The 20,173-nt window shown below is 70.1% G+C and carries 17 protein-coding genes and 1 pseudogene; 4 read left to right on the forward strand and 14 right to left on the reverse strand.

Translation table 11 applies throughout. The features are described from left to right. Positions 1 to 166: 166 nt before the first annotated feature. From AB0C22_RS23080 to AB0C22_RS23090, 3 genes are all read right to left on the reverse strand, one after another. Positions 167 to 565: a hypothetical protein gene (locus AB0C22_RS23080; RefSeq protein ID WP_357536914.1), complete on the reverse strand. Its 399-nt coding sequence runs from the start codon at positions 563 to 565 to the stop codon at positions 167 to 169. An 88-nt stretch (positions 566 to 653) separates the two neighbouring features. Continuing rightward, a complete protein-coding gene (locus AB0C22_RS23085) occupies positions 654 to 2,969 on the reverse strand; it encodes a M48 family metalloprotease (protein WP_357536987.1) in 2,316 nt (771 codons plus the stop codon). 318 nt (positions 2,970 to 3,287) lie between these two features. Beyond that, positions 3,288 to 4,241 carry a LysR substrate-binding domain-containing protein gene (locus AB0C22_RS23090; RefSeq protein ID WP_255597665.1) on the reverse strand — a complete coding sequence of 318 codons (954 nt, stop codon included), beginning with the start codon at positions 4,239 to 4,241 and terminating at the stop codon, positions 3,288 to 3,290. A 124-nt stretch (positions 4,242 to 4,365) separates the two neighbouring features. On the opposite strand from AB0C22_RS23090, the gene AB0C22_RS23095 reads away from it, so the two are divergent. Beyond that, positions 4,366 to 5,310 carry an FAD-dependent oxidoreductase gene (locus tag AB0C22_RS23095; protein WP_357536917.1) on the forward strand — a complete coding sequence of 315 codons (945 nt, stop codon included), beginning with the start codon at positions 4,366 to 4,368 and terminating at the stop codon, positions 5,308 to 5,310. Between the two features lie 85 nt (positions 5,311 to 5,395). Here AB0C22_RS23095 and AB0C22_RS23100 read toward each other — a convergent pair whose 3' ends face one another. Genes AB0C22_RS23100 through AB0C22_RS23110 form a run of 3 tightly spaced genes read right to left on the reverse strand, consistent with a single transcriptional unit; the run spans position 5,396 to position 7,498 of the window. Beyond that, positions 5,396 to 6,895, reverse strand: coding sequence for a DUF3237 family protein (locus AB0C22_RS23100; RefSeq protein WP_357536918.1), 1,500 nt, complete (start codon positions 6,893 to 6,895; stop codon positions 5,396 to 5,398). Positions 6,896 to 6,944: 49 nt separating this feature from the next. Continuing rightward, the gene (locus AB0C22_RS23105) at positions 6,945 to 7,307 is read right to left on the reverse strand and encodes a hypothetical protein (RefSeq protein WP_357536989.1); all 363 of its coding nucleotides are present in this window, start codon (positions 7,305 to 7,307) and stop codon (positions 6,945 to 6,947) included. Continuing rightward, positions 7,307 to 7,498, reverse strand: coding sequence for a hypothetical protein (locus AB0C22_RS23110; protein WP_219463829.1), 192 nt, complete (start codon positions 7,496 to 7,498; stop codon positions 7,307 to 7,309). The genes AB0C22_RS23105 and AB0C22_RS23110 overlap by 1 nt, the downstream gene beginning before the upstream one ends. 79 nt (positions 7,499 to 7,577) lie before the next feature. Between AB0C22_RS23110 and AB0C22_RS23115 the strand changes: the two genes are divergently transcribed. Continuing rightward, complete coding sequence (locus tag AB0C22_RS23115; RefSeq protein ID WP_219463832.1) at positions 7,578 to 7,793, forward strand: DNA-binding protein; 216 nt, start codon at positions 7,578 to 7,580, stop codon at positions 7,791 to 7,793. A 558-nt stretch (positions 7,794 to 8,351) separates the two neighbouring features. Continuing rightward, entirely contained in the window at positions 8,352 to 9,071 is a 720-nt protein-coding gene (locus AB0C22_RS23120) for a trypsin-like serine protease (RefSeq protein WP_357536921.1), read from the forward strand. A gap of 159 nt (positions 9,072 to 9,230) precedes the next feature. On the opposite strand, the gene AB0C22_RS23125 is transcribed toward AB0C22_RS23120, so the two are convergent. The 7 genes and pseudogenes from AB0C22_RS23125 to AB0C22_RS23155 form a co-directional block, all read right to left on the reverse strand. Beyond that, on the reverse strand, positions 9,231 to 9,566 hold the full coding sequence (locus AB0C22_RS23125) for a DUF6204 family protein (RefSeq protein ID WP_219463836.1): 336 nt from the start codon (positions 9,564 to 9,566) through the stop codon (positions 9,231 to 9,233). 286 nt (positions 9,567 to 9,852) lie between these two features. Further along, complete coding sequence (locus AB0C22_RS23130) at positions 9,853 to 10,173, reverse strand: helix-turn-helix transcriptional regulator (protein ID WP_219463838.1); 321 nt, start codon at positions 10,171 to 10,173, stop codon at positions 9,853 to 9,855. Next, positions 10,170 to 10,578, reverse strand: a pseudogene (locus AB0C22_RS23135) (type II toxin-antitoxin system RelE/ParE family toxin). Before AB0C22_RS23135 ends, AB0C22_RS23130 begins: the two are co-directional and overlap by 4 nt. Before the next feature lie 40 nt (positions 10,579 to 10,618). After that, positions 10,619 to 12,109, reverse strand: coding sequence for a class I SAM-dependent DNA methyltransferase (locus AB0C22_RS23140; protein ID WP_357536924.1), 1,491 nt, complete (start codon positions 12,107 to 12,109; stop codon positions 10,619 to 10,621). A gap of 5 nt (positions 12,110 to 12,114) precedes the next feature. Continuing rightward, positions 12,115 to 13,608 carry a restriction endonuclease subunit S gene (locus tag AB0C22_RS23145; protein WP_357536926.1) on the reverse strand — a complete coding sequence of 498 codons (1,494 nt, stop codon included), beginning with the start codon at positions 13,606 to 13,608 and terminating at the stop codon, positions 12,115 to 12,117. Beyond that, complete coding sequence (locus tag AB0C22_RS23150; RefSeq protein WP_308290854.1) at positions 13,605 to 17,096, reverse strand: DEAD/DEAH box helicase family protein; 3,492 nt, start codon at positions 17,094 to 17,096, stop codon at positions 13,605 to 13,607. Before AB0C22_RS23150 ends, AB0C22_RS23145 begins: the two co-directional genes overlap by 4 nt. A gap of 239 nt (positions 17,097 to 17,335) precedes the next feature. After that, entirely contained in the window at positions 17,336 to 17,770 is a 435-nt protein-coding gene (locus tag AB0C22_RS23155; protein ID WP_357536928.1) for a hypothetical protein, read from the reverse strand. Between the two features lie 182 nt (positions 17,771 to 17,952). Between AB0C22_RS23155 and AB0C22_RS23160 the strand changes: the two genes are divergently transcribed. Beyond that, a complete protein-coding gene (locus AB0C22_RS23160) occupies positions 17,953 to 19,521 on the forward strand; it encodes a restriction endonuclease (RefSeq protein WP_219463848.1) in 1,569 nt (522 codons plus the stop codon). A 90-nt stretch (positions 19,522 to 19,611) separates the two neighbouring features. On the opposite strand, the gene AB0C22_RS23165 is transcribed toward AB0C22_RS23160, so the two are convergent. Then, positions 19,612 to 19,875, reverse strand: coding sequence for a DUF6244 family protein (locus AB0C22_RS23165; protein ID WP_357013967.1), 264 nt, complete (start codon positions 19,873 to 19,875; stop codon positions 19,612 to 19,614). Positions 19,876 to 20,173: the final 298 nt, after the last annotated feature.

Here is a 20,173-nt window from a genome sequence, read left to right on the forward strand (position 1 = left end):
ACGACTCGGCCACCGCCCGCTCGCCCCCGCGCACCCCCGGGATCTTGCTGACCAGGCCCGGTCGCCCCCCTCGTTGAGCCCCGACGCGCCGAGCGCCGCACGCCGGGCGGGCCCGGGGGCGGGCGGGCCCGGGGCCCGGGTCGGCTCGGGGCAGGGTGGCGGTGGGTCAGCCGCCGGGGGTGATCTCGTTGCCGGGGTCGGTCGGGCGCAGCGCCCGCTGGGCCTCGTCGAACAGCTTCGCCGCGTCGGTACGACCGTTGACCTGGATCTCCACCTCGGAGTCGCCCACCTGGAGCCGGATGCTCACCTCGGTCCGCTGCTGGTCCACCCAGCTCTGCACCAGGTTGAACAGGCCGGGCAGCAACCCCTGGGCCACCACCGCGATGATCACCGCGTCGCTGAAACCGGCCCGGCCACCGGCCCCGCCCCCCGGGCCTGCGTCGCGGACCAGGGCCCGGTAGCGCGGGTCGCGGTGCAGCCAGGCCAGCAGCGGCACCCGGTGCGGCCCGGCGGCACGCGGGGCCAGCACCAGCCGGGCCGGGGCGGTGGAACGGGGGGCGGTCATCTCGATCTCCCTATCAGTCGTCGCCACGGTGCGACCCGGCACCGGACGGCACCGTCGACACCGGGTGGCTCAGTCGGCACACGCCGGCTCAGTCGTCACCGGGTTGGAAGGTCAGCTTGCCGTCGACCACCGACAGCACACCGCTGACCCCGACCGTCTGGGTGTCGCTGAACGGGGTGGTCCCGAAGTAGCCGACGGTGCTGCCGGTGGCCCGCGCCGACCCCTGCGACTCGTACGCGGTGGAGACCCGCGCGGTGGTCGGGCCGGTCAGGGTCAGCTCGATCCTCGGGTATTCGGTGATCTTCCAGGCGATCTTCTTCACCGTCGAACCGCCGCTGTAGTAGCGCAGCGGGCAGCCCGGTGGCGCGGCCACCGCCTGCGCCGCGCAGCCGTCCAGGTAGGACCGCACGCTCTGTTCCGCCGCCGCCAGCGCCTCGGGTCGCAGGGTGGGCGTCAGCTCCGCGCCGCTCACGCTCTGCTGCCCGGGTACGACGTAGACCACCCGGGGCGCCGTCTCGCTGAGCGCGTTGCTCTCCCCCGCGACCGTGTACGCCCCGGGCAGCAGCGGTACCGCGACCCCCTCCTCACCGGTGGGTGCGGGCACCCCATTGACGGTCAGCGGGGCCGGGCCGCCGGGCAGGGTCAGGGTCGCCGGGGCGGCGTCGAGGTGCCAGCGGTGGAACAGCCCGAGCACGGCGGAGTCGTCGCGGCGCAACGGCAGCTCGGCGGTCAGCTTCCGCCCGGCGAGGGTGTAGGCGACCGTCGCGACCGCCTCGTCGCCGTCGCGTTCCACCCCCGTCACGGAGACGTCGGTGGGCGGGCGGTAGTCCTTCGCCGCCACCATCCGGGCGAGCTGCCCGCTGTCGCCCAGCGCCGCCCGCACGTCGGGGGTGAGCTGGTCGAGCGCCTCGGGGGCGTCGTGGTCGTCCAGGGCCGCGAAGTAGTCGCTGACGGCCGCCTGGGGACGGAAGAACGCCCACTGGGTCGCCGTCAACCCCCCGCCGAGGCAGCTCACCAGCACCAACGCGCCGACCAGCAGTAGCGCCCGGCGGGAACCGACCGTCGCACCCGTCGTACCGCCGAACAGCTCGTCGAGGCCGCGTGCGGTGGCCGCGCGGTCGGTGGCCGGGTCGGGGACGGGGTGGTCCAGCCGGTCCAGGCGCAGCTCGGACGGCGGGTGGGTGGCGCAGACCGCCTCGTCCCAGCCGCTGCGCCCGGTCTCGAAGGAGCGCCGCCGCTCCAGCATGGCGCGCATCCCCTCCCGGTGCCCGGCGAGCACCGCGCCGGTGTCGGCCCGGTACTCGGCGGCCCGGACGTCCCGGCGGTGGCAGGGCAGGACCAGGTAGCGCATGGTGAGCAGCACCGGCCAGAAGAACAGGAACACCACGAAGTCGGTGGCCGGGTGCGGGAACCGGCGCATCAGCCAGGCCGGCAGCGCATGCACCAGCACCAGCGGCAGGCCGACACCGCGGATGAACGCGCTGGTCACCTCGTCGCCGGTGCGCCAGTGCACCAGTTCGTGGCTGAGTAGCGCGGCGATCTCCTCGTCGGTGCAGTCGAGTACGGCGGTGCTCACCACCACGTGCCGGGCGTACGCGCGGGCGTTGGTCAGCACCGGGTCGTCCTCGATCAGCAGCCGGGGTTCACCGGGCAGGCCGAGCCGGGCCGCGCAGTCGCTCAGCAGCGGACGCAGCCGTTCGGCCTCGCGACGGCTGAGCAGACGCGCGCCGGAGACCCCCAGCAGCCACGGTTCCAGCAGCACCCGCCCGACGGTATAGAGCAGCCCGACGAGGCCTGCGGCGACCACCATCCCGGCCAGGCCGGTGAAGAGGTTCGCCGGCTCGTCGAAGGCGTTGCGCCAGGGCAGCACCAGCACGGCCAGGAAACCGACCAGCGCGCCGAGCGCGAACCCGGCGAACCCGCCGACCACCCCGCCGGAACGTGCCACGAAGGCTTCCAGCAGCGGCCCGACCAGCGGGGCGTCCCGCAGCAGCGCCGGCACCGCCTCCTCGGACTGGGTGCCCCCGGCGATCAGCCCGTAGAGGCCGAGGGCGAGGCCGCCCCAGACGGCCGCCACCAGTGCCAACGGCACGTAGAACCAGGTGGCCAGGAACGAGCCGAGCACGCCCCGCCAGTCCCGCAGGATGCCGGCGCGCAACCAGACCAGGGCACTCGGGTAGCCGGGCGGGCGGTGGGCGAACCGGTCCCCGGATTCGTCGGCGGGCGACCCGGCCACCGCCCCGGCGGGCGGCGCGGTCGGCGACCCGGCGGGCGGCGCGGTCGGCGACCCGGCGGGCGGCGCGGTCGGCGACCCGGCGGGCGGCGCGGTCGGCGACCCGGCCGGTGGCACGTTCCGGGCCGGGGCGGGGTCGACTTCGGGTCCGGGCTGCGGGGCGCTGTCCATGTCGGACACGTCAGGGCTCCTCGACTACAGCGTCACCTGCCGAAACGGCGGGACGATTCCATGGGCACGGCCGAACCACCCACGAGCAGAGTGGGACGATTCCACGAACACGGCGGTTCGTACGGGCCGTGGGAGGCAGCACATTACTCGCCGCGAATGCGCTCGGCGATTCATATTCACCGGCAGAAACGTCGGGACCGTCCATTGTCGGATATCCGTCGGAGTGCGCCCGGGTTCGTCGAGCAATGGCGGCGAAACTGCGCCGGCGAACGGGTCCACACCCCCGCAGGATCCGACGCCACGACGACGCCTGACGGATCAGCAGGTGGCGAGCAGGGCGACGAGCCGACGGACGGCCGGGTCGGTGGTGCCGGTCCGCCAGGCCAGGGCCACGTCGACGGTCGGCACCGGGGCGGCGAAGCGCCGCAGGCGTACCCCCGGAACCTTCAGGGCACGGGCCCGGCCGGCCGGGACGGCCGCGACCACGTCGCCGCCGGCCACCGCGCGCAGCAACTGTTCGTCGTCGGGTTCCTGGCGGACCAGGTGGAAACCGCCGTCGGGCCACACCTGGGCGATGGTGCGGTCGAACATGCCGGGGCCGTTCGCCCGGGGCCACATCACCGCGGGCAGCCCGACCACCTCGGCCCGGCGCACCCGGGCCCGGCCGGCCGCGAGCGGATGCCCCACCGGCACCGCCAGCAGCAACTCCTCCCGGTCGACGGGGTGGCAGGTCAGCCCCGCCTCCGGTAGCGGCGGACGGACGAAGGCGACGTCGAGTCGACCGGTGAGCAGCCCGGTCACGTTGGGTGCGGTCCAGCCGGTCTCGGGGACGACCTCCACCTCGGGGTGCGCCGCCCGGAACCGGGCCACCAGCGCGTCCACCCGACCACCCCGGGCCGAGCGGGTGTACGCCAACCGCAGGCGACCGCCGCGCCCACCGACCAGGTCCCGGATGCGGGCGGTGGCGGCATCCACCTCGGCGAGCAGCCGACGGGCCTCACCTGCCACCTGCGCGCCCACCCCGGTCAGCGTGCAGCCGTGACTGTCCCGGTGCAGCAGGGTCACCCCGAGCTGCCGTTCGAGGGCGCGGATCTGCTGGCTGAGCGCCGGTTGGGCGATCCGCAGCCGGGCGGCGGCCCGGGTGAAGTGCAGCTCGTCGGCGAGCACCACGAAGTACCGCCACCGGCGCAGGTCCCACCCGTCCCGGCCTGGGTCCGGCCGGTCCCGGTCGTGGTCCGGTCGGGTCGGACCGGTGGTCGGTGGTGCCCCCATCCAGGGAGCATAAGCGGCACTTATCGCCGGCCGCCGATTCTGTCTTGGACCGGTCCGTCGGGTCGGGGAGACGATCCAGGTCCGGTCGTCCGAACTGCGGGCGGCACCGACGGGAAGGTCGACGATGGACACGGACGTGCTGGTGGTCGGGGGCGGGATCATCGGGTTGACGGCGGCGGTGCGGCTGCGGGAGCGGGGCGTACGGGTGACGCTGCTGACCGCCGACCCGCCCGCCGACACGGTGTCGGCGGTGGCCGCCGCCGTCTGGTATCCCAGCCACACCGACGCCGACCCCCGGGTGCTGCGCTGGGCCACCGACACGCATACGGAGCTGGGCCGGCAGGCCACCGCCGGGGTGCCCGGGGTGGTGGCCCGGCCGACCCGGATGCTGCTGCGCCGGCCGGGGGTGGGCCCGCCGTGGTGGGCGGCGGCGACCGGCGACCTGGTGACCGGGCCGGGCTTCGGCCCGTACGCGGCGCAGCTGCGGTTCACCGCCCCGACGGTGGAGATGTCGCCCTATCTGGACTGGCTGCGGGACCGGTTCACGGCCGCCGGTGGGGTGCTCCGGGCCGGTCGGCTCGACCGCCTCGACGACGGCTTCGCCCTCGCCCCGACCGTGGTCAACGCCACCGGCCTGGCCGCCGGCCGACTCGCCGACGACCCGGCGGTGCACCCGGTACGCGGGCACCTGGTGCTGGTGGCGAATCCGGGCCTGACCACCTCGGTCCGGGACGAGGAGAACCCGGCCGGGATCACCTACGTGCACCCGCGCCGGCACGACGTGGTGCTCGGCGGCACCTTCGAGCCGGACGAGTGGGACACCGGCCCGGACCCGGCCACCTCGGCGGCGATCCGGGCCCGGTGCGTGGCGCTGGTGCCGGAACTGGCCGACGCCCCCGTGCTGGGGGTGCGGGTCGGGTTGCGGCCGGCCCGGCACGGTGGGCCGAGGGTGGCGGTGCGGGCCGCGCCGGGGCGGCGGCTGGTGCACGCGTACGGCCACGGGGGTGCCGGGGTGACGCTGTCCTGGGGGTGCGCCGACGAGGTGGCCCGGTTGGCGCTGGACACCTGAGCGGTGCCACCCGGCCCCGCCCCACCAGGGGGACCGTGGGACGGGGCCGGGCGTCGGGGCGGAGGGGCGGGCACCCTCCCCCGCGCTAGCGGCGTTCGTAGAAGGTGATGCTCACGCCGCCCGGGGCGGAACCCGGGTCGGAGCTGAGCCAGGTGTTGGCGTTGAGGAAGGCGTACGGGCCGGCGGCGCGGGCCTCGAACGTCGGCACCAGCCGGCCGAACGCCCCGCAGTTGCGGACCAGGATCAGCTCCCGGTCGTTGGTGGACAGCACGTACCGGGCGTCGAGCGTGCTGGTCGCGCCGATGAGCTGGTAGTCCGCCCCGCCGGGCAGGACGGCCCCGGTCACCCGGCCGGTCATGGTGCCGCCGGTGATGGGGATGATGTTGCGGGTGCCGCGCTTGCTGGCCCCGACCGAGACGCTGGCCCCGAGCGTGACGGTCTCGGTGAACACCGCCGAGCCCCGGGTGCCGCTGCCGGTCAGGCAGTCCCACGACTGGTTGGCCGTCCCGGCCGGGTCGCGTAGCTGCACGCGCGGGTCGGCCGGGGACACCCCGGCGACGTCGTACACGGCCAGGGTGAGGGTGTTCGTCGCGGTGTCGACGGTCCGGGTGCCGACGTACGTCCCGGTGTTCAACCAGGCGTACGCGCTGGAGTTCGGGGCCTCGAAGTCGGGCACGATCCGCACGGTGGACTCGCCGGCCGGTGCGACACCGCAGGTGCGCAGGTAGATGGGGGTGCCGTCGCCGGTGCGCAGGATGGCGACCTGTTCCAGCTCGGTCGCGCCGGTGCCGAGGGTGAGTTCGAGGTCGAGGCCGCCGGTGAGGATGGTGCCGTTGATCCGGTCCCCGGTGATCGTGCCGCCCCTGATGTCGAGGATGCGGCGGTGGCCGTACTGGGTGACGCCGACGTCGCGGATCGCGCCGAGTTGGGCGGTGGCGCGGAAGACCAGCCGTCCACGGGTCGGGGGCACGAGGCCTGCGGACCGGCCGCAGGTCCAGGACGGGTCGGGCACGATGGTCGCCTCCGCGCCGCTCGGGGTGGTGCTGGGGGTGGGTGGCGGGGTGCTCGGCGGCGGTGTGGTGGGTGGTGGCGTGGTCGGGGTGGGCGGCGGCGTGGTGGTGGGTGGCGGGGTGCCCGGGGTGGGTGTGTTCGGCGTGGTGGGCGGGGTGGTGCTACCGGTGCAGGGGGTGCCGTTGAGCGCGAAGTCGGTCGGTGCCGGGTTGCTGGCGTTGTTCCACGAGCCGTTGAAGCCGAACGACGTGCTCGCCCCGGTGCCGAGTGCGGCGTTCCAGGTGGTGTTGCCGACGGTGACCCGGCCGCCGTTCTGGGTGACGGTGCCGTTCCAGTACTGGGTGATCTGCTGCCCGGCGGTGAACGACCAGGTGAGCTGCCAACCGTTGAGCGGGTCACCGAGGTTGGTGACGGCGACGTTGGCCCCGAACCCGCCGTTCCACTGGCTGGAGACCGTGTAGGTCACCCGGCAGCCGGTGGCGGCGGAGGCCGAGGTGGCGACCCCGACGACGCCGACCAGGGTGGCGGCGGCAAGCGCTCCCGCGAGCAGGGGCCGCCGGTGTACGAGCCTCATCTGGTCCTCCCGCATCGACGGCACGACGCCGCGCACGCACGGTTATGTTTCAACCAGTGTCTCGATCGGACAAACTTCTGTCAATCGACGTATCTCGATTAGGTTGCCGTGGTCGACTCCTCCGGACACCGGGCGGCGCGGGTCGCGGCGAAGGAACGATCCGGGAGGTGGGGACCGGCCCGGGGCGACTCTGAGCCGGGCTCGGGAGCTGGAGTTCGGCCGGCTGGACGTAGATCGAGCGGCGGGCCACCGCGTCACCCTTGGCGTCGATCTGGTAGCCGTCGAGCCAGGCCCAACCGTCGTACGTGATCCACTCGGTGCGGACCCGGATCAGGCGGAACAGGATCGGCCTGACGAACTGCGGGCTCGCCTTCCGCGTCACCTGCACCAGCACCCCGGCCCGCAGCGCGATCATCGCGGCCCCTCCTGGCCCGGCCAGTGCCGCTGGTTGATCGGGATGCGGTGCCGGTAACGGCAGGGCAGTTCGTTGCCGCACCGGCAGACGAACCGCCACCGCCGCCACGACCACGCCGGCCGGTGCCGCCGCGCCAACGTCATCGCCGTGGCGAGCAGATACTCGTGGTAGGACACTCGTCGTGACATACCGACACGGTCCCTGGTGGAGGTTTAGTCAGATGGCAATAGCCGATCGCAAAGTAGGCGACTCGCTACCGTCAGCCACATGAGTCGTGACCCGGTGCTGCTGATGGGTCCGTACGAGATCGCCCAGCGGATGGGTGTCTCGCGGCAGCGGTTCCAGCAGCTCACCCGGCATCCCACCTTCCCGCGGCCCTACCAGGAGCTACGCGGCATGAAGGTGTGGCTGGCCGAGGACGTCGAAGAGTGGATCACGAAGCACCGGCCGCCGCGCCCCACCGAGGACGACACCCCGGAGTGACCGGCCGCACCTCGGCGCACGACCGTTCGTCGCCGGCACTCACGACGTACGCGACACAGTCGGATCTTGGCGGGAGTGGGTCGGACGCCCACGGCAACGTCCCCGCCGTCGGAGGTCAACAGTGATTGTGGAGAGTTCTTGTCGCCCTGGCGACAAGAACTCTCCACGAAGAAGACCGAGGGCCGGCCTTCGCCAGCGACGAGACGAACAGCGCGCGTACGGCGGAACGGCGCGTCGCGGGGTGGCCCGTCTCGGCAGGACGGTGTCGGAGCTGGGCGTTGCGCAGCTCCTGTTTGCCGGCTCCGACTCCCCTGTTCCCCGCCGGCCCGTTCGACGTGCTCGACGCGGATGTCTTCCATCGCACGTGGCAGGTGGTCGCCCTTCGTTCCCCCAGGCATGTCCCGTACCGCCGACCCGGAACGGCGTACCCCCGGATTGTTAAATCTTGGGGCCGGCACATAGCTGATCTTGTTTGCCGGATTGGCCTCCCCTACGCTCCCTTCTGCCGGCCACGCCAACCGCGTCCATGGCCCACGCAAAGCCTGCCCGAGGAGCACAATGCTGCCCAGATCCACCTTCTTCGCAGGCAGGCGCCTTGCCGCCGTGGCCGTGACGCTGACAACCACGCTGCTTGCCGTCATGGTCGGGCAACCGGCGAGCGCAATCATCGACGGCACCACCAGTGGCAACCTGACGGGCCAGGTGAACATCTGGATCAACAACGGCGCGTCGTTCCAGTGCACGGGTTCCCTGATCGGCGAAAGATACGTGCTGACCGCAGAACACTGCCTGGTCAGTCCGATTACCAGCATGCGCATCTGGACCGGGAACCGAGCCCCGAAACAGGGTCAGCAGATCGCTGTCGACGGTTACGCGGCGGCGGAGAAGGGCTACGACATCGCCATCCTGCACCTTGCCGGGCCGGTCAAGCAGACACAGAACATCGTCAAATACAGTGCCGGCCCTGGGATCATCAAAGCCGGCGTGAACGTGGCCGTGCGCGGCTGGGGCCGCGAAAGCCGGACCGGCACCGGCCCCAGCCCGTCACTGAAGGTCTGCTCGATGAAGGTCGAGTCCTCCGTTGCCGACGTCTTCCAGATCAAGAGGATCAACGGAGTAACCGCAAAGGGCGATTCCGGCGCGGGGGTCTGGGACGGAAGTCTGATCCGAGGTGTCGTCTCCACCGGGGACGAGCAGGCCTACACGAACGCGGTGCCGACCGCGCTCGTCGCTGACTGGATCTATGCGAAGACCAACGTCCGGGGCGTCACCTCCTGAGCGGCGACTGATCAGGTCACGACCACTGCGGCGGGCCGATCCTGGGATTCCCGGGATCGGCCCGCCCGGCGTTTACGCGTCACCACCGGGAGCGCTGCGGAAGCGGCGGCCAGCCGGGCAGCCCCACGCATGTGCATGCCGATGACCGGGTCCGACCGGCTACCCGCGTGCCCGGTGGCGGATCTTGATGTCGTCGAGGTCGGTCGCCACCGACCGGAGGTCACGGTGGTCGACACCGAGTGCCGCGACGGCTGCTGCGGCAAGCGTTTCCGCCCGCCCGATCACGACCGCCTCCCCGTCCTCCTCGGTGGCCGGGATCAGGCAGCGGAAGGTGAACGCGAGCAGGGACCGCTCATAGGTCACCGTGCCCTCTTCGGTGAACTTCGCCCGGAACACCTCATGCTCATCGGCTCTCGCGAGCAGCGCGGCACGCTGCACGTCGCCGAGCGGCGCGAACTTGCCGCGCACGATGACCTGATAGGTCTTACCGGCCATGGTGGGGACCTCCGGCTCTGCTGAGCACGACGACATCGGATGGGCGGCGAGCTGGTGCGCCCGGAAGGAAGACGGACAGGCCACCGGGCAACACGCCACTGACCGGCCGGTACGGTACGCGCTGGCGACCCTACCGGGAGGGCCACCGGAACGCCCGGGCTTTTCCAGCAGGGCGCCCCACCGAGGACGCCACCCCGGAGTAACCGGCGCACCACAGCACACGTTCGATCGTGGCTGACACGAAACGATGTAGCGGAAGCCGGTCGGACCTGCCGAGCGGTACGGGCTATGCGATGGCGGCAATGTCCCCGTCGTCAAAGTAGATCGCCTGATGGAGGCGTCCGCCGAGTGCAGCGGCATAGCGGGCGAGGACGTCCTGTCCGGAGATCTTGCCCTGCTCGATCTGGGACACGCGCCCCTTGGTGACACCCATGCGGTCGGCAACCTGCTGTTGAGTCAGGCTGCGGGCACGACGTACCTCGGCGAGGCGGTGCCCGACCACCTCGGCGAGCAACTCCCGCTTGCCGGCCTCGACAGCTCCTTCACCCCCGGCCCGTTCCACATGCTCGGCACGGATGTCGTTCCATCGCACGTAGTTGCTGCTCACGGCCGGTTACCTCTCTCCTCGGCACGTTCCTTCAGGTAGATCTCGTAGCGGTGCTCGGCCAGCGGAATCGCTTCGACGTACCACTGGTGCCATTGTCCGGCCTTGTCGCCCGCGACCAGGAGGACGCTTGAGCGCCAAGGATCGAAGGCGAACAGGATTCGCACGCTGCCGGGTCGCAACTCCTTGAGGTTCGCAATCGTCGAGCCGTGGATCGTGTCGACCAGTGGCCGCCCAAGCCCCGGGCCGACTGCAGCAAGAAGGTCGATGGCCTGCACGACCCTGAAGTTGTAGTGCTGGTCGTAGTTGGTCGACTCGTCGAGCGCGAGCGTGGGTAGCTGGATCGAGGCTGTCGATCCAGTCGCGCACCTCATCGACGAGGTAGATGTCCCACTCTGCCACCACCAGCACAGTATAGCGGATGGTATACATGCGCAGGTAGCCTCGGTCAGTCGGCTTCGACCCGGGAGCCTGTCGCGCCGAGGGCTTCGGCGATGGCGGCGAACTCGCGCAGGGCCGCCTGGAGGTCCTCGACGATCTCCTGGGCGATCACCTCGGGTGGCAGCAGCGCGTCGGCGTCCTCCAGGGAGGCGTCCTTGAGCCAGGTGATGTCCAGGTTCACCTTGTCGCGCGCGATCAGCTCGTCATAGGAGAACGCGCGGAAGCGCTCGGTCGGCACCCGCTCGGAGCGGTCCTTGCCGGGCAGGTAGCAGTCGACGAAATCCTGGAGGTGTTCCCGGCGCAGCGGGTTCTGCTTGAGCGTAAAGTGCTGGTTGGTGCGGAAGTCGTACACCCAGAGGTTTTGGGTCCAGGGTTCCTCGCGGGCCCGCTTGCGCTCGAAGAACAGCACGTTGGCCTTGACGCCACCGGCATAGAAGATGCCGGTGGGCAAGCGCAGCATGGTGTGCAGGTCGTACTGCTTGAGCAGCCGGCGGCGGATGGTCTCCCCCGCGCCGCCTTCGAACAGCACGTTGTCGGGCAGGACGACCGCCGCCCGGCCGTCGATCTCCAACAGCGCGGCGATGTGCTGGACGAAGTTGAGTTGCTTGTTGGCGGTGGTGGCCCAGAAGTCGGCGCGTTCGATCTCGCGTTCCTCGCGGGAGGACCGGCCGTCCTCCCCCACCATCCGGATCGACGAGCTGCGCCCGAACGGCGGGTTGGCGAGCACCAGGCTGACCCGCTGGTCAGGCTCCCGGCCGAGGGCGTCGCGCACGGCGATCAGCGACGGGCCGTTGGGGGTGCCGATGCCGTGCAGCAGCATGTTCATCGCCGCCAGGCGGGCGGTGCCGTCGACCAGCTCGGTGCCGGTGATCGCGCCGTGGGCGAGCCGCCGCCGCTGGTCGGGGGTGAGGGTGCTGCCGTGGTGACGCTGGATGTGGTCGTAGGCGGCGAGCAGGAAGCCGCCGGTGCCGCAGGCCGGGTCGGTGATCGTGTCGTCGGGGGTGGGCAGCATGCAGTCGACCATCGCGGCGGTCAACGCACGCGGGGTGAAGTATTGCCCCGCGCCGGATTTCGCGTCCTCCGCGCCCTTGGCCAGCAACTCCTCGTAGGCGTCGCCCTTGACGTCGACCCCGGTGCCCGACCATTCCTGCTTGTCGATCAGGTCGACGATCAGCCGCTTGAGCTTCGCCGGGTCCTGGATCTTGTTCTGCGCCTTGCGGAAGATCGTCCCGAGGGTGCCACCCTCCCGGGCCAGCCCGGTGAGGATGTGCCGGTACTGCACCTCCAGGTCGTCACCCTCGGCGTCCAGCAGGGTCTGCCAGCTCAGCTCGTCGGGCACGATCTGCTCCGGCCGGAACGTCCGGTTGGCCCGCTCGTCGGCCATCTTGAGGAACAGCAGATAGGTCAACTGCTCCACATAATCGATGGTCGACACGCCGTCGTCGCGCAGCACGTCACAGTAGTTCCAGAGCTTCTGCACCAGACGGCGCGAATCCACAGTGCTCACAGTGGCAAGGTCTCCTGCTGGTAGTCGTCGCCGGTCACCCTGGTCGGCGGTGCCGCCAACTCCTTCGGGGTACGTCCGGAGCGCGTCCGCTGCTTCGGGATGGCGGCCGAGCACTCGGCCCTGATCCGGGCGAGCAGCTCGGCGGCGGGCTCGTCGTTCGGATCCTGCGGCACAAGCCGCCCCGCGAACGCCTCCGCCAGCAACGATGCCCGCAGCCGGTCCGCCTTTTCGCGGGCCGAGGTGACCGCCCGCTCCATGCCGTCGAGCAAGGAGAGGTACTTTTCGGCCGCCTGGACGAGAGCATCCTGCTCGGCACGAGGCGGAATCGGCACCGGGAACTTCTTCATCTTCCCGAGACTGATTGACGCCAGATTGACGCTCTGGAGGCCGTTCACCTCGAACCACCGACGACCAAAGCCGTTCGCGTGCCAGGCAAGCAGCTTAGGGTGCAGCACCTCATCCTTGATGCGGGCGCGAAACACGTGGTTCTGATGGATGCACCCGGGAATCTGCCCCTCCCAGACCCACCCCCTACCGAGCTTGTCGCGGTCGCCACCCTCATTGAGCAACACGTCACCCGGCTGGAGACGCAACTGTTCGGCCTTCTTCGGCGGCACCTTAATGTGAGCTACCTCCGAGAGATCGAGACGGGCGCGTTGCACGTTCGCCACCCGCAGGTAGGGCACCTCCACGAACTCGGGATCGGACTGCCGCTTGCTGTCCTTGGTGACCCCACCGACGACCTCCGCGAACTCCTCCAACCGCCTCCAACGCCAGGTGTCCGGAACGGCAGGCAACTCGCCGTCCTGCACCCCCGCAGGCTCGGGGGGCAGCGCTCGGGCTCGGGGCTCGTCACGACCCAACGCGCCCACCCCGGCGAGCATCATCACCTGGTCCCGAAAGCGACTGATCCTTCGTTGCGTGCCGCCAAGCTGGGAGGAACCCACTTCCCAGCACGAAAGGAGATTTTCGAGGGCAGCGACGATACGACGCTGCTCTGTAAGCGGTGGGAGCGGCAGGACGATTGACTTCAAACTCGCGCCCGACACACCCGCTTGTCCGGCGGTCGTGCGCGCAACAGCGCGCACAAGCGACCGCACCCGTGAAGCCTCAAAAGAATATTGAATATAGCGGGAATCAGCGAAGGCTGGATTCACCCTGACTCGGATCAGCTTGTCGGGATAAGTTAGGTTGCCAGCTCCCTCAGGAACCATCGCGCACGCGCCGACGAAGTCGATGTTTCCGTTGTAACGGGTAAAGAGTAGATCGCCAGGCAGGAGAAGCGCATCCGAGTCCCTTAGCTCGTGCACATCTCTGGCACTGTAACGAATATCGCCCAGATTCAGCACCCCTGGCCGCACAGAGCTGATACGGAGAATCGGGACCCCGTTCGGCTCAAGCCCTGGGCGAGAGACGAAGATGCCATTCTTGACGGATTCGGCGATTTCTCCAAGAGTTACTTCGGTCCAACCGGGTGGCAGGTCGGTCACGCGGTTAGCTCCTGGTTGAGTTCGGTGAGGAGGGGTTCGGCACGGTTGCCGAAGGCACCCGCGTACCCGTCGATGCCGCCGCGTTCGGTGAAGGGTGCCCCTTCCAGGTCGTCGGGGGTGATCTCCACGCTGACCGCTATCACGTCCTTGATCCTCTCCAGCCACCACACCTGATCGGCAGTGAAGGTAGCGCCCGCCTGCTGTTGCCGCAGCAGCCACCCACGGAAACGCTCCTCTGTGGCCGTACGAAATGGACGCAATTCCTGGTCGTGGCCCAGTTCGTAGCGGATCAGGGCGACCAGGTCGGTCACCCCGCGCGACCCGGACTGCTCGGCGGTGCGGCCGAGCAGCACGTACGCCTGCCACAGCGACTCCGGGGTCCACGCCTGCGGGGGCCGGGCGATCCGGGCCGCGAGCTCCTTGAGCTGTTCGTAGCTGACCCGGCCCTTGCCCTCGTAGAACACCTGCAACGCGGTGATCTCGTCGCGGTGCTGTTCCAGGTAGTCGTGCCAGCTCCGCACGGTCACCTGGGCGCGTTCGGCGGCGGGCACCCCGGCGGCCGACACCAGCTTGTCGACGTTGACCTCGTCGATGGTGATGTCGTGGGCGCGGCGGATCTCCAGGATGCGGTCGCGGAGCTGCGGGTTCGCAGCCAGCGGGCGCAGCGCCCCGGCCAGCAGGTCACGGACGGCGTCCGGCCCGGCCTGGGTCGCCGGGTTGAGCTGTTCGGGGGCGACGGCGTCGACCAGGCCCCGGACGATGCCGGTGAGCGGCTGCCCGCCCAGCTCCGCCAACTCGGCGCGTTCGTCGTCGGTGAGTTGCCGGTCGAGGCGGGACAACCGGGACGCCAGGGTGGCCACCTCGTTGGCGTCGGCGGTGAGGGTGCCGGCCTTGCGCAGCAGGTCACGCAGCGAGATCTGCTGTTCGGTGTGCCGTTGCAGCGGCACCGCCTCGTCCAGGTCGGCCTCGGTGACGCCTACCGCGTCGACGATGACGAACCGGTCCTTCACCTGGGCGTCCGGGGTGACGGACTGGAAGTCGGCCGGGTCGATGGTGCGTGCCCCACGCCCCTTCATCTGCTCGAAGTAGGTGGCGCTGCGCACCGGCCGGAGGAAGAACACACACTCCAGCGGGCGTACGTCGGTGCCGGTGGCGATCATGTCGACGGTGACCGCGACCCGCATCTCCGGGCTGTTGCGGAACGCCTGGATGAGGGTGTCGGGGTTGTCGCCGTCCCGCCGGGAGGAATAGGTGATCTTCCTGGCGAACTCGTTGCCGCGCCCGAACACCTCCCGGACCATGGCGACGATCTCCTCGGCGTGGTTGTCGTCACACGCGAAGATCAGCGTCTTGGGCACCGTGGAACGGCCGGGGAAGATCTCGGTGAACAGCCGCTCGCGGAAGGTCTCCAGCACCAGCCGCAACTGCCCCTTCGAGATCACCGACCGGCCGACCTGGCGGCCCGCGTACGTGAAGTCGTCCTCCAGCTCCTGGTAGCGCTCGGCGCGGGTGCGGCGGTCGCGCAGCGGCACGACCGTGCCGGCCTCGATCTTCTGCCCGCCCTCGGTGATCTCGGTCTTGATCCGGTAGACGTCGAAGTTGACGTTCACCCCATCGGCGACCGCCTGCTCGTAGGTGTATTCGGACACCAGGTTCTGCTGGAAGAAGCCGAGGGTCTGCTTCACCGGCGTCGCGGTCAGCCCCACCACGAAGGCGTCGAAATACTCGATCACGGCACGCCACTTGCCATAGATCGAGCGGTGACACTCGTCCACCACGATCAGGTCGAACGTCTCCGGCGGCAACTGCGGGTTGTAACCCACCTCGGCCGGGGAGTCCAGGTCGTAGCTGTCGTACGCCCGGTCGTCCAGGTCGACGTCGGGTAGTTCGACGCCGCGCAGCGCCCCGTGGAGGCGCTGGATCGTGGAGATCACCACGTTCGACGAGTCCAGCAGGCCGACCCCGGAGAGCCGGTCCACCGTGTACAGCTCGGTGAACTTCCGCCCGTCGTCGGGGGTCTGGTAGCCGGCGTACTCGCGCAGGGTCTGCTTGCCGAGGTTGTTCCGGTCGACCAGGAACAGGATGCGGCGGGCACGGGCGTGCTTGAGCAGCCGGTAGCTGCTGGTGACCGCGGTGAAGGTCTTGCCCGCCCCGGTCGCCATCTGGATCAACGCCCGGGGTCGGGCGTCGGCCAGCGAGCGTTCCAGGCCGTCGACCGCGTCGATCTGCGCCGGGCGCAGACCCAGCCGGTCCAGCGCCGGCATCCGGCGCAGCCGGGCACGCAGCGTCGGGGCCTCCGGCTCGTCGTCCGCCTCCCGCATCCACCGGGCGAGCGTCTCCGGCCGATGGAACGCGAACACCTCCCGGGTACGCGGAAACGGGTCGAGCTGGTTGACGAAAGCGGTCTCCGTGCCGGTGGCGACGTATCCGAACGGCAGTGCCGCCTCCCGCCGCCACGCGCTGAGCCGCTGCTCGGCGGTCAACCCGTTGAGGTAGCGGTCGAGCTGCGCCTCCACCCCACGCGGGGCGGTGCCCTCCCGCTTGGCCTCGATCACCCCGACCAGCCGCTGGTTGACATAGAGCAGATAGTCGGCGCGGCCCGTCGCCAGGGTCACCTCGCGCACCGCGACACCGACGCCCGCGTACAGGTTGAGCTGGTTCTCGTCCTGGACCTGCCAACCGGCGGCGGTGAGCTGACGGTCGATCTCGACCCGGGTCTGCGCCTCGTTCAGCGGCTCCTGGGAGGCGCGGCGGGCGCGGGCGATGAAATCCTCCCGCTTGGCGGCGGACACCGTCACCGGCTGCGCACTGTCGAATGCCTGCTGCGCCGCCTCGGCGGCCGGTTCGAGACTGGCGACCAACGCGGCGGCCTGCGGGCGTCGGGCGTCGGCGTCCCGCACCGCCTGCTCGGCGGCATCCGTCGCGGCGGCCTGGGCCAGCGCCAGCGACGGTTGCCCGTCCAGCAACAGCTTCGTCTGGGCAAGCTCCTGCTTGTACCGTTCGATCTCGGCGCGCAGCCCCTCGGCAATCGACACCGGGACCTGCGCCGGAGGCGGGGTCGGGGGCACGAAGCCACGCGGGGAACGGTCGTCGGTCAACGCCCGGTGGTACCAGACGCCCAGCTCGAAACAGGTCCGTAGCAGCGCCAGTGCCTCACGGACCTCGCCGAGGTGGTCGTGGACCGCCCGGTTGCCGGTGTCCCGCAGGCGGTCGAAGGCGGCGTAGACCTTCGCGGTGACGGCACCCGAGGTGTGCAACGCCTGCACCTGGTGAAAGAAGGTGTCCTTGGCCGGGGTGACCTGGGTACGCCGTACCAGGTCCCGGGCGAGGACGTCACCGAACGCGCGGGCCTTGAACATCGCCGACTGCGCGTCGACGTAGACGAGCAGTTCCGCCCCGGCGCCGTACCAGACCAGCAGCGGATGGTCCGCCAAGAACCCGAAGTTGGCAGACTGCTCCGCCAGGCGGCGTACCTCTCGATGATCCACGACTCTCCACGTCCATAGCCGACGGTGAACACGTCAGAATATGAACGGGTGTACATTTTCGGAACCTGGTGCGTTATCGGAAACCCGACAACGTCGGGGCACGGGCGACGCCGGGACACGGGCGGCGTCGGGACGCGGGGCGACGCCGGGACAGACTATGCGGGGAAGGCCTTATGCCACAGCGTCATGAATATGCCTGACAGGCATAACCCTCCCCCAGGAATCATCCCCGCCCGGGGTCAGCCGTGGGGTAGCTCCCTGATGGAGCTGGCGACCTCGATCGACGCCTCCGCATCGAACCGGTCGACATCCACCAGCACGTCGACCGCGAGCCCCGGTCGGACCAGCCAGAACGCCTCGCCCCCGCCGGTCAACCCGACGCCGTCACCGCGCCCGAACTCGGCAAGCGGCCACTCAGCGGAATCCCGCTCGTGGTACCCGGCCAGGAAATCGCGCACCTGCAACAGCGTGGTCAGCCGTTCCCCCCGCAACACGTGCACCCGCAGGTCGACCCGGTAGCCGTCCTCCACCGCACGTTCCCAGACCCGGCTGGCGAAGCTGACGTCCTCCCACTCGGAGGCGAAGTCCGACACCAGTTCCCCGGCCCCCTCCGGCACCCACCCGACGTGGAACCCGTCCAGATCGCCACCGTCACGCCCACCCAACTCCGCCATCCCCATCAACTTGCGGCCTCCAGCCCCGTACCACCGACACGAGCGGTGATCACTCCATCACAACGGAGCAGCCGTGTCACTACCGCTTGGCGACGAGCACTCCGAGCCGTGGACGCCCTGCGCCTCACCCGGCGTCCATTGCCAGTTGCTGCGTCCTGTCGTCCACATGCGACGATCACAGCATGGCCCTGGTCTCTGCCGATGCCCTCGCCGGATATCTTCTCGAGGAGGCGATCGCCTTCCTGCTCAGCTCGAACGGATACCGGCTCCTGCAGGACTCGGATGCCGACGAGCAAGCCCTGCGGCAAGCAGGGCACGGCCTGCTTGTTCGCGGCCGGGGTGCTGACCACCAGGCTGACGTGTTGGGCGATCTGCTGATGCCGACACCGTTCTCTCTGCCTGTTCGATTGTTCGTCGAGGCGAAGAACCGCAAGTCGAAGGTCGGCCTGACGGAGGTGCGGAACGCCCACGGCGTCATCGATGACGTGAACCAGCATTATTCGACCGAACTGTCGAGGTCCTACCGGCATCCGTTACGCCGGTACCAGTACCGCTACGCGCTGTTCTCAGCCGCTGGTTTCAAAAAGGAGGCGCAGAGCTACGCGCTCGCGCAGCAGATCTCGCTCGTCGACCTGTCCGGGCCGGCGTTCTCGCCCCTCATCACCTCGGTGGAACGGGCCGCGAGGCTGATCCTCGCCGAAGCGGTAAGCGCGGATCTCACGACTTTCCCAGTCCGGCAGGTACGACTGGCACTCCGGAGTGCGTTCAGCAGCGCGGGCGCCGAGGTGCCTGCGGCCGAGGCGCCCTATCAGGGTACGGACGGCGGCCTGCCCGGGAACATCCTGGCATCCTGGGCGGCCCGGATGACCGCCGAACTGCAGGATTCGGCAACCGGTGAAGGTCTCATCCTGGGCTTCCCCGCAGCGCCGTTCATTCTGGCCATGCACCCCGACAGCATGGAGGACTTCGAGGCTTTCATCGCAACGCACGGCCCGAACATCGATGTGGACATTCGTTTCGGGCGGGAAGGGGTAAGCGGGGATTGGACCATCACCCCTGTGGCAGACCCTGACGCCTTCCGGCTGTCATTCGGTCTCCCCGGCGCGCTCGAGGCCTGGTTGTTGTCCGTACCTGGGCAGGACCGTCGGCGTGCGGCCGAGTCGAGGCAACTCCTATTGCCGACGATCAGCCTGTTTCTGGAGGACCGGCTGATCCGGTTGCGGTATGAGCCGGTCCAAGCGCCTGCCTGGCCTCCCCCCGACGAGGAGCAGGTCGAGGGCGACGCGGGGACGGATGCAGCCGACACCTCGTTCCTGCGCCGTAGCCTCCCGGCACGGCCCCGGCAACGGGAACGTCCCGAGGTGCGGATCGCGGCCGACAACCAGGCCGAGCGGCTGCCACGCGGGCTCCGAGGCTGGTCGGCGCGGTCAGCGGAAGAGCTGATGACCGTGCTCGACGACTCCTACCCGCTGCACGCCAACCTGATCCGTATGGCGGCGCTCCATCAGGGTCGGTTGGAGCGGGCTCAGGTGTACGACATCGCCGAGTTCCCACCCGCTCGTACGCTGCGCGGACTGACCCGCCCCACGAACCGCATCACGGCCTCGCTCATCGAGCAGGGCCGCCTTCCCGAGGAAGTGGAGTATCCGCTCCAGACGGGCTACGACCACGGCGTCCAGGCGACTCACTTCACCGTGCCGCCCGACCTCGTGGCAGCGCTGCGAGCACTCGGACCGCTACACGGCATTTGAACGAGCGATTGTTGCTAGTACGACCAGGCATTCCCCGACCAGACCGGGATGCTGACCACGCTGGTGGGCTGTGGCTACTACCACCAGAGATCAGTTTCCCAACGCGCGTACCTTGGAGATCGTCTCCTGGAGCTGCTGGTAGGCCGGCTGACCGCCCTGCGTGGCTTGGGCGAGCGCCTGCCGGTAGCTGTCGATCACGCCGATCAGCGGGCCGGCGGCGACGCCCTGCAACGCCCCGGCGACCAGGGAACGCGCCTCGGCGGCGTCCTGTGCGGCCGCTGCCGTCTTCGCCCGCGCCTCGTCCAGCTTCTGCGAGGCCGCCGCCAGCTTCGCGATCATCTCCGCCGCGCTCACACACGCTCCCCCTGGCCTGTCGACACACCACAGTCACGCCGCCGCACCGACGATGACCACAGAGAGCCTACGAGGTGAACACCGAACGCAGCCACCCCCCACCGGGACCACCCCCACGCGGTACGGGTGACCACCGCCAATGCCCGGCCCATGCAAAGCCCCCACTGGCCGCCCCCGCCCGGCTAACCCCGCTGGGCTACCCCCGCTCGGCTAACCCCGCTCGGTTAGGCCGCCACCTGCGGCCAAGATCGTGCTCGATCCACGATGTAGTGGCCTCGTAACGCCCGCGGGGATGCCA

The sequence above is a fragment of the Micromonospora sp. NPDC048894 genome (assembly GCF_040649765.1).
GTDB lineage: Bacteria > Actinomycetota > Actinomycetes > Mycobacteriales > Micromonosporaceae > Micromonospora > Micromonospora antibiotica.

What these genes read in the sequence shown, in the direction of transcription:
- AB0C22_RS23080 (WP_357536914.1), bottom strand. Translation starts at nt 565, where the DNA reads ATGACCGCCCCCCGTTCCACCGCCCCGGCCCGGCTGGTGCTGGCCCCG.
- AB0C22_RS23085 (WP_357536987.1), bottom strand. Translation starts at nt 2,969, where the DNA reads ATGGACAGCGCCCCGCAGCCCGGACCCGAAGTCGACCCCGCCCCGGCC.
- AB0C22_RS23090 (WP_255597665.1), bottom strand. Translation starts at nt 4,241, where the DNA reads ATGGGGGCACCACCGACCACCGGTCCGACCCGACCGGACCACGACCGG.
- AB0C22_RS23095 (WP_357536917.1), top strand. Translation starts at nt 4,366, where the DNA reads ATGGACACGGACGTGCTGGTGGTCGGGGGCGGGATCATCGGGTTGACG.
- AB0C22_RS23100 (WP_357536918.1), bottom strand. Translation starts at nt 6,895, where the DNA reads ATGAGGCTCGTACACCGGCGGCCCCTGCTCGCGGGAGCGCTTGCCGCC.
- AB0C22_RS23110 (WP_219463829.1), bottom strand. Translation starts at nt 7,498, where the DNA reads ATGTCACGACGAGTGTCCTACCACGAGTATCTGCTCGCCACGGCGATG.
- AB0C22_RS23115 (WP_219463832.1), top strand. Translation starts at nt 7,578, where the DNA reads ATGAGTCGTGACCCGGTGCTGCTGATGGGTCCGTACGAGATCGCCCAG.
- AB0C22_RS23120 (WP_357536921.1), top strand. Translation starts at nt 8,352, where the DNA reads ATGCTGCCCAGATCCACCTTCTTCGCAGGCAGGCGCCTTGCCGCCGTG.
- AB0C22_RS23125 (WP_219463836.1), bottom strand. Translation starts at nt 9,566, where the DNA reads ATGGCCGGTAAGACCTATCAGGTCATCGTGCGCGGCAAGTTCGCGCCG.
- AB0C22_RS23155 (WP_357536928.1), bottom strand. Translation starts at nt 17,770, where the DNA reads ATGGCGGAGTTGGGTGGGCGTGACGGTGGCGATCTGGACGGGTTCCAC.
- AB0C22_RS23160 (WP_219463848.1), top strand. Translation starts at nt 17,953, where the DNA reads ATGGCCCTGGTCTCTGCCGATGCCCTCGCCGGATATCTTCTCGAGGAG.